The organism is Pseudomonas simiae (genome assembly GCF_900111895.1).
GTDB classification, from domain to species: Bacteria; Pseudomonadota; Gammaproteobacteria; order Pseudomonadales; family Pseudomonadaceae; genus Aquipseudomonas; species Aquipseudomonas simiae.
Genome location: NZ_FOKB01000017.1, coordinates 1 through 13,567, shown reverse-complemented (window position 1 = coordinate 13,567; position 13,567 = coordinate 1). Strand labels below are relative to the sequence as shown.

General features: G+C 61.0%; 14 protein-coding genes. 11 read left to right on the top strand and 3 right to left on the bottom strand.

Translation table 11 applies throughout. The features are described 5' to 3' along the window. The 3 genes from tssI to vasI form a co-directional block, all read right to left on the bottom strand. The coding region (gene tssI, locus BMZ57_RS28790; protein WP_139136454.1) for a type VI secretion system tip protein TssI/VgrG at positions 1 to 1,151 on the bottom strand (1,151 nt) is incomplete at its 3' end. Between the two features lie 5 nt (positions 1,152 to 1,156). Beyond that, positions 1,157 to 2,575 (bottom strand): type VI secretion system protein TssA, encoded by a 1,419-nt coding sequence (tssA, locus tag BMZ57_RS28785; protein WP_069672781.1) that lies wholly within the window; start codon positions 2,573 to 2,575, stop codon positions 1,157 to 1,159. Continuing rightward, positions 2,563 to 3,225 carry a type VI secretion system-associated protein VasI gene (gene vasI, locus BMZ57_RS28780; protein ID WP_254668485.1) on the bottom strand — a complete coding sequence of 221 codons (663 nt, stop codon included), beginning with the start codon at positions 3,223 to 3,225 and terminating at the stop codon, positions 2,563 to 2,565. The genes tssA and vasI overlap by 13 nt, the downstream gene beginning before the upstream one ends. Before the next feature lie 335 nt (positions 3,226 to 3,560). On the opposite strand from vasI, the gene tssB reads away from it, so the two are divergent. From tssB to BMZ57_RS28725, 11 genes are all read left to right on the top strand, one after another. Next, positions 3,561 to 4,064 (top strand): type VI secretion system contractile sheath small subunit, encoded by a 504-nt coding sequence (gene tssB / locus BMZ57_RS28775; protein WP_069672780.1) that lies wholly within the window; start codon positions 3,561 to 3,563, stop codon positions 4,062 to 4,064. Between the two features lie 37 nt (positions 4,065 to 4,101). After that, positions 4,102 to 5,574 (top strand): type VI secretion system contractile sheath large subunit, encoded by a 1,473-nt coding sequence (tssC, locus tag BMZ57_RS28770; RefSeq protein ID WP_069672782.1) that lies wholly within the window; start codon positions 4,102 to 4,104, stop codon positions 5,572 to 5,574. Next, positions 5,575 to 5,991, top strand: coding sequence for a type VI secretion system baseplate subunit TssE (gene tssE, locus BMZ57_RS28765; RefSeq protein WP_069672779.1), 417 nt, complete (start codon positions 5,575 to 5,577; stop codon positions 5,989 to 5,991). A 7-nt stretch (positions 5,992 to 5,998) separates the two neighbouring features. Then, entirely contained in the window at positions 5,999 to 7,765 is a 1,767-nt protein-coding gene (gene tssF, locus BMZ57_RS28760) for a type VI secretion system baseplate subunit TssF (RefSeq protein WP_069672778.1), read from the top strand. Continuing rightward, positions 7,729 to 8,751 (top strand): type VI secretion system baseplate subunit TssG, encoded by a 1,023-nt coding sequence (gene tssG / locus BMZ57_RS28755; RefSeq protein WP_069672777.1) that lies wholly within the window; start codon positions 7,729 to 7,731, stop codon positions 8,749 to 8,751. The genes tssF and tssG overlap by 37 nt, the downstream gene beginning before the upstream one ends. Then, positions 8,748 to 10,097 (top strand): type VI secretion system lipoprotein TssJ, encoded by a 1,350-nt coding sequence (gene tssJ / locus BMZ57_RS28750; protein WP_069672776.1) that lies wholly within the window; start codon positions 8,748 to 8,750, stop codon positions 10,095 to 10,097. The genes tssG and tssJ overlap by 4 nt, the downstream gene beginning before the upstream one ends. A 37-nt stretch (positions 10,098 to 10,134) precedes the next feature. Then, positions 10,135 to 11,481, top strand: a complete 1,347-nt coding sequence (tssK, locus tag BMZ57_RS28745; RefSeq protein WP_069672775.1) for a type VI secretion system baseplate subunit TssK — start codon at positions 10,135 to 10,137, stop codon at positions 11,479 to 11,481. Then, positions 11,474 to 12,322: a type IVB secretion system protein IcmH/DotU gene (icmH, locus tag BMZ57_RS28740; RefSeq protein ID WP_069672774.1), complete on the top strand. Its 849-nt coding sequence runs from the start codon at positions 11,474 to 11,476 to the stop codon at positions 12,320 to 12,322. Before tssK ends, icmH begins: the two co-directional genes overlap by 8 nt. A gap of 105 nt (positions 12,323 to 12,427) precedes the next feature. Continuing rightward, the gene (locus BMZ57_RS28735; protein WP_069672773.1) at positions 12,428 to 12,940 is read left to right on the top strand and encodes an Hcp family type VI secretion system effector; all 513 of its coding nucleotides are present in this window, start codon (positions 12,428 to 12,430) and stop codon (positions 12,938 to 12,940) included. Positions 12,941 to 13,018: 78 nt separating this feature from the next. Then, positions 13,019 to 13,276 carry a PAAR domain-containing protein gene (locus BMZ57_RS28730; RefSeq protein WP_069672772.1) on the top strand — a complete coding sequence of 86 codons (258 nt, stop codon included), beginning with the start codon at positions 13,019 to 13,021 and terminating at the stop codon, positions 13,274 to 13,276. 25 nt (positions 13,277 to 13,301) lie between these two features. Next, on the top strand, positions 13,302 to 13,567 hold a 266-nt coding region (locus tag BMZ57_RS28725; RefSeq protein WP_254775572.1), incomplete at its 3' end, for a contractile injection system protein, VgrG/Pvc8 family.

The following is a 13,567-nucleotide window of genomic DNA, read 5'->3' as shown; positions in this document are numbered from 1 at the left end:
CCGGGAGGGCCGACCACCGTGGCGATCTGCGGGCCGTCGATGCAGGGTTTGTCACGCAGTGGCGCTTTCCAGTCCGAGGTCCAACGGATGGCGCTGGCCTTCATTTCATAAGACGTACCGAGACCGCTGCCGAACGATTCTTCCTGCAGGCTGGTGTGCTGCTTGCCTTCGTGTTTGATGGCGATGGTGCGCCAACGGTCGTTGAAGTCCTCGCGCGGATGTTCGCTGAGGTCGAAGGCCAATCCCGGTTGCAGGCGTTCGTCGTCGCCTTCCAGATGCGCTAGCTTGGCGTCGTTGCGCAGGGCGGCCAGGCGCGTTTTGGTGAAGGGCTTGCCGGCGATGTCGCGCTTGTAACGGCCAGGGTAGTCGTAGCGTTCGTAGTCCTTGTGCTGGTTGTTCAGGTCCTGATCGCCGGTGGCGGTGTGCTGCTGGTTGTAGCGCGGGTGGGTGAAGGTGTAGTCGCGCTGCACTTGCACGGCGGTGCGCACCTGTTCGGTGTAGTGGAAGCGGTTCAGGGCCGGCTCCAACGCGTCGCCGCCACTCATCGGTTGGTAGATCACCGGGCAATCGGTGTGGGTGCCGATGGTGCCCAGGCCGCCGACGCGGTCGGTAAGGACCAGGGTGTGGCCGTCGGCGCGGTGTTCGAAGGTGTAGAGCAGGCCTTCTTCGGCGGCGAGGCGGGCGAGGAAATCGAGGTCGGTTTCGCCGGCTTGTACGCAGTACTCGCGGGGTTGGTGGTCGAAGCAGATCTCGCTGCGGATGTCGGTCAGCTTCTGCTCGGTCAGTACGCTGGTGATGATGTCGGGTACGGTCTGGCCCTGGAAGATGCGCCAGTTGGAGCGCAGGTCGAAACGTTTCAGGGTCGGTTCGACCACGGCGGTGTAGCGGGTGCGGCGAAAGCCGGTGTCGCCCTGTTGGAACAGGCTGACCAGGCCGTGGACGTAGCGCACCGGGGTGTCGTCTCGCCAAATGGTGAACACGGCGGCCAGATCGAGCATGCGGTAGAAGTCGATAGCCGGGTGATGGCTGACCAGTTCCAACTGCAATTTAAATGGCTGGGACAGGCCTTCTTTGAGGGTGAACGAGACCACTTCAAAGGGATCGCCCCGTAGCGGTTTGAAGGTGTAGCGCAGGTCGCTTTGGCGGGGCATGCTGGTTAATCCTTCCTCTCATTGATATCGGCTGCCACCTTCCGATACAACTCTGGCTCCCAGCCTTGCGCCGTGGTATCGCGCATCAGTTGTGCAACGTTCGCGTACAGGTCGCCCGCCAGCCATGACAGCCCCCGCGATGCCAGCAGGTCGGCGGCAATCACCGTGGCGTAGCTGCGCTGGCGTGGGGCGTCATGGGCAGCGTGCAGTTCCTGCAGACGCAGCAACACCACTTCGACGCCTTCGGTAGTGAGTTGGGTGGTCAGTTCGTCGCGCAGGCCGGCGTATTCCTGCACCGGGCTGCCTGTTGCTTGCGCCTGATCGGCGCCGCTGATCCAGGCCTGGGCTTGTGCATCCACGAACGGCGTGCCGTCGCTGAAGCACAACTCCAGCAGGGCCGGCAGGCGGCAGACGAAACGCTCGCAGGTCTGGCGGATGGCGGCGGCCACTTCTTCCATCGCCAGGCGCGAGGCGACGTGGGCGGCCAGGTAGCTACCGCGCAGCCAGTACGGCGAGGCGCAGACGCTTTTTTCGATACGCAGCAGCAGGTTCGGGTCAATGACGTTGTGGTTCAGCGCGTCCTGGTAGCCGTCGACGATATCCTTGGGCACGGCGGTCAGTTCTGTGCGGCGATCACGGGTGATGAGAGGCGCGGTGCGCAGATGCGACCACAGGCCGAAGCGTCGCAATTGATAGCCGGTGGGGTCGTAGGGATCCTGCTGATTGATCTGCTCGGCCATGTTCAACACAGCGCGGCGTTGTTCACGCTCATTGCCCGGCGCTTGCGGTTTGGGGCTGTTGAAAAATGCTGACTCCAGCACGCCGCCGGAGGTGGCCGCACGGGCGGGCTCGGTGGCAGCGACCGGCTCGCTGTATTTGCCCAGTTGGCGTTGCAACGCGTCCATCGGGGCCGGGTCGAGCTTGGCGCTTTCGGCACACCGTTGCAGGTTGGCCAGGGCCAATTCGGCCGCCGCCTGATAGGCCGGTTCAAAACTGCTGCGCTCCAGGGCCGGCAACACCTGCCCCAGGTCGCCCAACAGGCGCTGCACTTGCTTGCGTTTGTTAAGATAGCCGGTGGGACCGGGCTTTGGGTGAGCGCTGTCCCAATACAACTCGACCATGCCGGCCAACAAGCCCAGGGCATCGGCCCAGCGTGCCCATTGTCGGGTGCGCAGCCATGCCACTTGCAGATGGCCGAGGATGCGCCAGTGCTTGCACTGGGTCGCCAGGTATTCACGGGAGGCCTCGTCGATATAGGGCCAGTCGATGTCGCCTTCGCGCAGGCCACCGAGCTTGACCATTTCCTGGTCGATGGCCTGGTAGGTTTCGTCCTCGACATCGAAGTGGCCGGCGGGTTGCTCCGGGTCGACGGGGGTCAGCAACAGCTTGACGGTGTCCGCCGGCACGTCGATCACCAGCGACATACTTGGCGCTCCTGCTCGATCAGGTCGCCCAGCCCTTCAGCGTCGAAGACCAGGCCGTGCAACCGGGGATAGTCACTCTCCAGCCGCAGGCGCTGGCCGCCGCCCATGTTGCGCAACAAGGCAATGGCCTGCAGCCCGCGTCCCGCATCCACCACCAGGCCGGCATCGTCCAGCACCTGCCACTGATAAGCCTCGGAGACCGGGCGCTCATCCTTGAACAGCTGTATGCGAATTTTGTTGGGCTTGGCCGGTTCATCCAGCACCAGTTGCAGGCGGGAAATTTTCGATTCGCAGCTGATGGCCAGGTAAGGCCGGGGCGGCAACGCGCCCAAGGCTGGCGCGGAGATCACCAGCCGTTGTTGCTGCTCGTTTTCAGGCTCCGGAAACGACGACATCAGGAAACGCTTATCCTCGGGTGGACGCTTGGCCTCATTGCGTTGCACCAGATCAACAATCGGCAGTACCCGGCCCAGGGCACGTGGCGACGCAGGTGGGTGATGAATGGGCGTGCCGGCAGCCAAATCAAAACATTCCAGGCGCTTCAAGGGCGAGACGATGGCAGGGCAGTCCTGAGTTGCTGCCTGCGCGTCCATTACCGCCACAACCGTCAAGCAGAGCCCCCATTTCCATCCTCGCCATCCGTTGCGCATCAATGCCTCCTGACTATGCCTCACCGAAATCCGAACCGGACTTTTTTCAACTTTCGAACTAAAGTTGTTTAGACCGACAGTTAAATTAATTAACTTGCAAAGCGTCACCTGCGCTCAATGGATAGGCAAGTAAAAGACGATAAATATACTGCCGAACCCTGAATAAAAAGAGACTTCTTTCAGATACATCTATAATACGTGTAGGAAATTTAGAAACCCCATCGCGACAACTTTTCCTACATCCAAAGACCACGAATCGCGTCCATTTTGTCCTACAAGACAAACCTTGCGACAGCTGGTTCTAATACGCCGACCTTACGAAAAGGATTTTTCCCATGTCGAAAACTCACGGCTCTGTCGCGCCCAAAGAGCGCATCAACATCAAGTACGTCCCGGCCACCGGCGATCAACAAGCCGAAGTAGAGCTGCCCCTTAAGCTATTGGTTACAGGTGACTTCAAAGGCCACGGCGAACTAGCCGCCCTGGAAGACCGTCAAGCTATCCGCATCGACAAAGACACTTTCAATGAAGTACTGACCAAGGCTGAAGTTGCCTTGGAGATGGCGGTACCGTCCGTTCTAAACAACGACAGTGACACTGACTTGAATGTGCAACTTCAATTCAAAAGCATCAATGACTTCGGCCCCGACGCCGTCGCCCGCCAAGTACCACAATTGAACAAGCTGCTGGAATTGCGCGAAGCCTTAGTTGCGCTCAAAGGCCCGATGGGCAACGTCCCGGCCTTTCGCAAACACCTGCAAAACCTGCTGACCGATGAAACCGCCCGCCAACGCCTGGCCAGCGAACTGAACCTGGTGCTCGACGCGCCAAACAACTGAATTGAACGCCCTTCTCAACGGAGTACTCCGCATGCCTATGGAAAGCGCCGCCGCCCAAGTATTGGTGGCTGACGAACCCTCGTCGTTGCTTGACCAACTGCTGGCCAACACCACCATTCGCCCGTCCCAGGAGGGCTATGCCGTTGCCCGTCAAGGCGTGGCTGCGTTCATCAGCGAGATCCTGCAAAGCGGCGATCACAAGCAGCCGGTGAACAAACACCGGGTCGACCAGATGATTGCCGAAATCGACCGCGCGTTGAGCAAGCAGATGGATGTGATCCTGCATCAGCCGCAATTCCAGCAACTGGAGTCGTCGTGGCGTGGGCTGAAGCTGCTGGTGGATCGCACGGATTTTCGCGAGAACATCAAGCTGGAAATGCTGCATGTCACCAAAGAAGAACTGCTGGACGACTTCGACAACGCCGGCGACATCACCCGAAGCGGCTTGTACAAGCACGTCTACACTGCCGGCTACGGCCAGTTTGGTGGCGAGCCGGTGGGTGCTATCGTCGGCAACTACACCTTTGGCCCCAGCTCGCCGGATATCAAGTTGCTCAGCTATGTGGCGTCCATCGGCGCCATGTCCCACGCGCCGTTCGTCTCGGCGGCCGGGCCTGAGCTATTCAACCTCGAAGGCTTCCAGGGTTTGCCCGACCTCAAGGAAATCAGCGATATTTTTGACGGTCCACGCCACACAAAATGGCGCAGCCTGCGTGAATCCGAAGATGCCCGCCATCTGGCCCTGACCCTGCCGCGTTTCTTGCTGCGTACCCCGTACAGCACCGAGGACAACTCGACCCGCAGCTTCGGCTATGACGAAACCGTCGACGGCAACCACGACAACTACCTGTGGGGCAACACCGCGTTCCTGATGGCTTCGCGCATCACCGACAGCTTCGCCCGCTACCGCTGGTGCCCGAACATCATCGGCCCGCAATCGGGCGGCGCGGTGGACGATCTGCCGGTGCACTTGTACGAATCCCTCGGCCAATTGCAGGCGAAGATCCCTACCGAAGTGCTGATCTCTGACCGCAAGGAATTCGAGCTGGCCGAGGCTGGTTTCATCCCGCTAACCATGCGCAAGGACAGCGACAACGCGGCGTTCTTCTCGGCCAACTCGGTGCAAAAACCGAAAAACTTCCCCAAGACCCGCGAAGGCCAGGAAGCCCAGACCAACTACAAGCTCGGCACCCAGTTGCCGTACCTGTTTATTGTCAATCGCCTGGCCCACTACATCAAGGTGCTGCAACGCGAGCAGATCGGCAGTTGGAAGGAACGGCAGGACCTGGAGCGCGAACTGAACACTTGGCTTAAACAGTACATCGCCGACCAGGAAAATCCTTCATCCGATGTGCGCAGCCGTCGCCCATTGCGTGCCGCGCACATCGAAGTGCAGGACGTGGCCGGCAATCCAGGCTGGTATCAGGTGTCGCTGTCGGTGCGCCCGCACTTCAAGTACATGGGCGCGAACTTCGAGATTTCGCTGGTCGGTCGGCTGGACACCCAGTAAGTGGGTGGTTCCAGCCTGTTCGAGCGCCTTGAACCCGATGCACCGCGCTACCGCGCTGGCAGCGCGGATGAACAGGCACGCCAGCGCGTCGAGGCGATCAAACGCCACCTGGAACAGGTGCTCAACTCACGCCAGGGCTGCTCACAAAGCAGCCCTGAACTGGGCCTGCGCGACTTCAACGGGGTCACCCAGGCCAGCAGTGATTTGGTGGTCGCCATCAGCGCCGATATCCGGCGTTCGGTGGAGGCGTTTGAACCGCGCATCACGGTGATGGGCGTGCGCTATCAGCCCGACCCGGACCTACCGCTGGAGCTGAACTTTCAACTGGATTGCCAGGTGCGAGTCAATCACAAGGAAGAACAGGTGCAGATCGAGGTGGCCATGCATGGCCGCGACGGCTACACCCGCGTGAAATGAGGATGCGATGGACTTGAAACAACGCTTTGCCGAGGAGTTGCGCTACCTGCGTGAACTCGGCCGCGAGTTTGCCGAGGACAACCCGCAACTGGCGCAATTTCTCGGCGATCAGGCTGGCGACCCGGACGTGGAACGGCTGCTGGAGGGCTTTGCCTTCCTCACCGCCAAGCTGGGCATGAAGATCGACGACGACTTGCCGGAGCTGACCCATCCGCTGTTGCAGATGCTCTGGCCCAACTACCTGCGCCCTCTGCCCAGTGCGACCATCATTCGCTTTACACCACTGCCCGATGCGATCACCCAGCGCCAGGTGATTCCCAAGGGCACGCCGTTGTTCGCCAAACCGGTGAACGGTATCTCCTGCCAGTTTCGCACCTGCACCGACGTCAACCTGTACCCGCTGGCCTTGCAGGAAGTCAGCGACGCCCACAGTCGTGAGGCCTCGGTGATGCGCATCGACCTCAAGGTGCTGACGGAGCAACCGCTGACCAGCATGGCCTGCGACCAGCTGGATTTTCATCTGGGTGGCGATAACGCCACCGCGCTGACCTTGTACCTGTGGCTTGCCCACTACTTGGACAGCGTTACGCTACAGATCAATGGCCAAAGCTATCGCCTGTCCGTCAAGGATATCGGCTTCCCTGGCTTCACCGCCGAAGAGGCATTGCTGCCCTACCCGCGCAATGTGTTCGATGGCTACCGCATCCTGCAGGAATACTTTGTGTTCCCGCAACGTTTCCACTTTTTCAGCCTGAACCGTCTGGCGCCTATTTGGCCGGATGTCAGTGCCACCAGCCTGCGTTTCGAGTTTCAGTTCAGCCGGCCCATGCCGCCTGATATTCGCCTGCGTACCAGCGACCTGCACCTGTACTGCGCACCGGCGGTCAACCTGTTCCGCCACGATGCCAACCCTATCGCGCTGGACGGACGCAGCCTGGAACGGCGTATCAGCCCCAGCGGCAGCCAGCCCGAGGCTTACGAGATTTTCAGCGTCGACAAGGTGGCAGGTTGGGATGCTGCCGATAAGGAACGCAAAGGCGATCCTCTGCGACGGTTCACGCCTTTCGAGTCGTTCCAGCATGAGATTGAACATGCGCGAGGCCGCACGGCGCTGTATTTCCGCACGCATATCGAGGAATCCCACGGGCGTGAGGGCTTGCGCCATCGCATCGCCTTCGTGCGCGGCGATGAAAGCCTGTACATCGGCGAACATGAAGCAGCGTCCATCGAGTTGACCTGCAGCAATCGCGACCTGCCGCAGATGCTGGGTGTAGGAGATGTGTCGCTGTCCACCGAAGTCACGCCGTCGTTTGCCACCTACTCCAACCTGATTGCTCCGACGCGCAGCTACCGACCGGTGCTGGACAGCAGCCTGCACTGGACGCTGATTTCCAACCTGTCGCTGAACTACCTGTCGTTGCTGTCGGCCGAGCCGCTCAAGGCGGTGATCCGCGCCTATGACTTCGCCGCCTTGCATGACCTGCAACAGGCCCGCGCCACCCGCAAACGCCTCAATGGCATTCACGAGGCGGTGACTACCCCCATCGACTGGTTGATGAAGGGCCAGCCGGTGCGCGGCCTGCAGACCCGTTTGCAACTGGACCAGAACGCCTTCCTGTGCGAGGGCGAGTTGTACCTGTTCGCCAGCGTGCTTTCGCACTTCTTCGCCCTGTACGCGAGCATCAATTCCTTCCATCGCCTGGAAGTGATCAATACCACCAACAACGAGTGCTACGAATGGCCCCTGTTGACCGGCAGACAACCCGTGATCTAGCCGACGTGCTGCTTGCCGACGCGCGGAACTACTCGTTTCACCGTCTGCTGGAGCATCTGCACGCATTGCATGGCGATGACCTGGAAGCGCAACCCTTGAGTGCGGCGGCGCGCCGCCGTGTGCGCCTGCAAAGCCATGCGGGATTGGGCTTTCCGGCCTCCGACGTGGTGGTGGCCGCACGCGTGGAAGACGGCTACGAAGAAGTGCGCTATCGCTTGCAAACCAGTTTCTTCGGCCTGCACGGCACCGACTCGCCGCTGCCCGGCTACTACCTAGACCGTCTGGCTTACGAGCAGGCCCAGGAGCGCGGTATTCGTCCTGCGTTCATGGACTTTTTCAATCATCGCTTGCTGACCCTGCTGCACCACAGTTGGCGCAAGTACCGCTATTACATTCGCTTCCAGGCCGAAGCCAGCGACCGTTTTTCGCGTTATGTGTTTTCCATGATCGGGTTGAACGACAACGACCTGCGCGGCGCCACGCCGCTGCCCTGGGGCCGGTTGTTGAGCTTTGCCGGCCTGATCGCCAGCCGCAGCCGCTCGCCTTCGGTGGTGTCCGGCATCGTTGAACACTGCTTCGACCTGCACGGCGTGTACATCCGTGAATTCGAGGCGCGTTCGGTGACCTTGCCGCAGCGTCAGCGCATGGTGTTGGGCAAAGCCAACGGCACCCTGGGCAGCGACTTTGTGGTGGGTGACCGCAGCAAGACCCGCGCCAGTAAGTTCACCTTGGTGATTCCCAACCTGACCCAGGCACGCTTTCGGCAGTTCTTGCCCAGTGGTGAACAGTTCGGACGGCTGCGCCAATTGATGGATTTTCTGCTGCGCGACGTCACCGCCTACGACCTGGAGCTGGGGCTGCGCGAACAGGACGTGCCGCCGTTCAACCTGCAACGCGACAGCGGCACCCACCTGGGCTGGACCAGCTTTATCGAAGATCAGGAACAACGTCATCCCGCCGTGGTGCGGATACGGGGGCGCGCATGAAGTTGACCTTGGTTATCAATAATCCTGCGCAGTTGTTGCACGGGTATCTGCCCCTTCACCGGTTTGGCCCACTGGGCGGTAGCATCGGCAGTGCCGCGGCGGACTGGTGCCTGGAAGATCGCCACAACAGCGTACAGCCCAACCACTGCGAAATCCGGGTTGTCGAAGGGCGCTTCTGCGTGATCGACCGCAGTGGCAGCACCTATGCCAATGGCCATGATTTGCCGTTGGGGCGCAACGTTGCGGTGAGCCTGAACGATGGCGACCTGTTGCAGATTGGTGCGTACCGGGTCGCGGTGCAGCTGGGTGAGCACGCCCCAGGTCAGCGTTCGCTCGATGAGCTGCTCACCGGTCACCCGGAAGGTATGCAAGCCTGGCACCTGGAGGATTTGCCTCGCCTGCCCCTACCCGATTCGCGACCTGCTACTTGCCCGGAGTTCGAACGCCTTTGCCAACCCATGAATTTGACGGAGCAAGGCGACCCGCTGCGAGCGATGAATGAAGCGCCGCCCCCAAAACCTCTGGCCGACATTTGCACGGCTGCACCCAAGAAGCCCGTCAGCCTGCTCAGCAACCTGCGCCTGGGCACCTTATTGCTGGCCTGCCTCACCCTCGGCGGCTGCACCATGCTCGGCAAAGTCGGCCAGGTGATCTGGACCCCGTCGATCCCGGTCGGCGGCCCCGACGATCAGCCCAGCCGCTACTCCCTGAGCCTGCACGCCAGCGACCACGTCAATCCGCGCCTGATCAGCACCGGCACCGCACCGGATGAAGACGCGAACCGCGCGCCCTACACCCTCAACGTTCAGGCGAGCAGCCCGCAGGCACTGACCGACAAAGTGCAAACCCTGCTCAACCACCTTTACGAAAACGTACCTGCCCAGTCACCGCTGAGCTTGGAGCCGGCGCCCGTGGTGCCAATGTCGCCCCTCGAAGACACTCTGCTGGGCGACTACGACGCCCAGGGTGTCAGCCTGACCACGCCATGGGGCAACCCGGCGCTGCAGCACGTCGCCACGCCGATCGCCTTCAAGGTCTTGCAGTTGACTGATGATTCGCTGCTGGTCAACGCCAGCCCCCAGGCCATGGCTGAAGACATGAAAAAGGCCCTGGGCAGCACCTACATCCGCGCCGACGACTACCTGCTCCAGCCCGGCCAATTCAAGTTTGTCGACCTGCGCGCCCTGGATGAGGACACCCGTTTTATCGCAGTGATCGCCAACTACCACAGCGCCGATGTCAGCCAGTGGAAACAGCACCTGCGCGTCGAGCCCAAGGGCCGGCAGTACGCCGTGCTGGTGCAGTTGGACGCCGCTCAGGTCAGCCTCAAGGGAGAAACCCGATGACGCCCTTTTCAGCCGCTTTTGCCCAGAGTAATTACCGATGAGTTCACGCAACCCCGTCATCTGGCATGAAGGTTTGTTCGTCAAACCCCAGCACTTCCAACAACAGGCCCGCGCCGCCGAAGCCGCCGTGCATCAGCGTGTGCACAGCCTGAACGACGCCCTCTATGGCTTCAGCGAGCTGGAGCTGAACAGCGAATATTTGAGCTTCGGCAAGGTCGCCCTTACCAAGGCATGTGGAATCATGCCCGACGGCAGTGTCTTTGATATTCCCCGTGACCTGGCGCCACCCGCACCACTGGAAATTGCCGACAGCAGCGCAGTCAACCAGATCGTCTACCTGACCCTGCCGCTGCGGTCCAACGGCGCCCTCGAAGTGCGTTGGCCCGACCGCTACGGCAATAGCCGCTATATCGCTCGGCGTGAAGAAATCCGTGATACCCACAGTGATGACGGCGACCAGGTGGGCATGGACCTGGCCGTGCCCAACCTGCAACTGATGCTTGAACGCAGCGACCGCAGTGCCTTTACCGGCATCGCCATCGGCAGGATCAAAGACAAGCGCCCCGATGGCAGCCTGGTGATGGACGAGCATTTCTACCCCACCAGTCTGTCACTGCAAGCCGTGCCGGCATTGCACCGCTACCTGGGTGAAGTGGCCGGGCTGATGCGCGAGCGCGCCAAGAACCTGGCCCAGCGCATCGGCTCGCCGGGGCAGTCGGGGGTGGCCGATGTCACCGACTTCAACCTGCTGCAAACCCTCAATCGTTTGTTCCCGCTGTTCCAGCACTTGGCTCGCCAACGCCAGGTCCACCCGGAGCGGCTGTACATCGCACTGGCCCAGGCCTGCGGCGAACTGGTGACCTTTACCGATGAAGGCCACCTGCCCCAGGAATACCCGGCGTACCAGCACGACAACCTGCGCGAATCCTTCCAACTACTGGAACATACGCTGCGCCGCGCCCTGGGCACCGTGCTGCAACCGCGTGCGGTGTCGCTGCCGATCGTGGTGCAGCAATACGGCGTACGCACCGCCGCCTTGAACGACAAGCGCCTGCTGGACAACGCCGAGTTCATCCTCGCCGTGCGGGCCGAACTACCCGCGGAGACCCTGCGCCAGCAACTGCCCAAGCAGATCAAGATCAGCTCCACCGAAGGTTTGGAACAACTGGTCAGCCTGCAATTGCCAGGCATTCCGTTGATCCCACTGCCCGTGGCGCCACGGCACCTGCCGTTCCATGCCGGTTTCAGCTACTTCGAACTCGACCGCCATCACCCCACCTGGCAATGCCTGAGCATCGGCAGCGGGTTTGGCTTCCATATCGCCGGCGAATTCCCAGAACTGGAATTGCAGTTCTGGGCGATCAGGAGCGAGAAAGATGAGTGAGTCCATGCCCACCGAAACCACGCCGCCAGCGGACGACAGCAACCGAATTTTCAGCTATTTGCAACAGGCCACCAGCAGTACGGAGTACGGCGCCGTAGAGGAACAGGCTAAGCCCAAACCCGAACCGCTGCTCGCAGACCCCGAATTCGACATGCGCGGCCTAGCCTGGAACCCGCTGTGCGATACCGCCACGCCCCTGATCGGGTTGGTCATCCGCCTGCGTCGCTTGGACCGACACAACGACGTGCCCGCGCTGTACCAAAGCGTCAGCAACCAGATCACCACGATCATGGAAGAAGTCAGCCAGCTCAACTACGACCCCGGCACGCTCAAGGCCTACTCCTACAGCCTCTGTCTGTTGCTGGATGAGGTGGTCATGAGCACCTCCTGGGGCAAGTCCTCGACCTGGAGTGCGCGCTCATTGCTTAGCCAATTTCATGAAGAAACCTGGGGTGGCGAAAAATTCTTCACGGTGCTGACCCGCATGACCACCGAAGCCACCAAATACCAGCATGTGCTGGAGTTCATGTACCAATGCCTGATCTCCGGCCTGAAGGGCAAGTACGGTAACCAGGCCAAGGGCGATGACGAAATTCAGAAGATCATCAACCAACTGCACAGCGTGCTTCGCCCGCTGCGTGGCGAGACACCCAAACGCCTGACTGATCCGCTGAAAAACGTCGCCCCGCGCAACTACCGGATCAAACGCGCCTGGCCGTTGTGGACGCCATGGGCATTGGCCGCCGCCGTGTTGACCTGCGCCTACACGATCTACTCGATACGCCTGAACAGCATCACCCAGGAAGTGCTGGTGTCCCTGGAGCGGATTCTCAACCTGTAACCGATTTTCAGCGCGCTCATACCGAGCGCCTGCAAAGCCATGGCCGTTTGGCCAGAACCCTCGACCTCATGGGGTCGTTCATTTGATCGCGACAAGGAGCTTGTCATGCCAACACCTGCGTACATCAGCATCCACGGCCAGAACCAAGGCCATATCACCAAAGGCGCGTTCACCGCGGACTCGGTGGGCAACGTCTACGTGGAAGGCCACGAAGACGAAATCCTCGCCCAGGAAATCGACCATCAGATCACCACGCCCACCGACCCGCAAAGCGGTCAACCTGCCGGGCAGCGCGTGCATAAACCGCTGATTTTCACCAGCTCCTTGAGCAAAGCCTCGCCCATGCTCTACCAGGCCCTGGCCACCGGCGAAATGCTGCCCACCGTTGAGGTCAAGTGGTTCCGCACCTCGGGCGACGGCAAGCAGGAGCACTTCTTCACCACAAAGCTTGAGGACGCCACCGTCGTCGAGATCCACACCGTGCTGCCCCACGCCCAAGACAGTGACAACGCCAACTACACCCAACTGATCAAGACAAGCCTGGCGTATCGCAAGGTCAGCTGGAGCCATGTGGTGGCGGGTACCGAAGCTTCGGATGACTGGCGTAAACCGGCTTAACCGCCAAACCGCACGTTCCGCCGTACAGGTCTTTGCACGGCGGAACGTCTCCAGACTCGATTTTTTTCAGGAGGCTCTATGCCCGCCGTCGTTCTGGTCGGACACGACCATGATTGTCCTTTATGTGGCCCCACCACCGTCAAAAGCGGCACACGCAACGTCACCGTCAACGGCCGCGCCATCGCACTTGTCGGCGACACCCTCGGCTGCGGTGCCGTCATCACTAGCGGATCGCCCTCAATGAACATCAACGGCAAAGCCGTGGCCCGCGTCGGGGACAGCACCGACCACGAAGGCATCCTGGAAAACGGCGACGCCAGCTGGTTGATCAACTAACCCGGCTTCACAACAAGGAGGTTCCATGCCCCGTCAAAGCGACCTGCGCTACACCTTCAAACCGCTACGGGGCGATCCCTTCGAAGTGGTCTCGTTCACCCTCGAAGAAGGTCTGTCCCAGCCCTTCAAACTTGAACTGAAACTAGTCAGTCACCACCCCGCCATCGACTTCTACCGCATGCTCGATCTGGCTGCGGTGTTCACCATTTGGCGAGACGACACCCCGGTGCGCTACGTCCACGGCCTGGTCAGCCTGTTCCAACAGGGCGACACCGGCTTTCGCCGCACCCG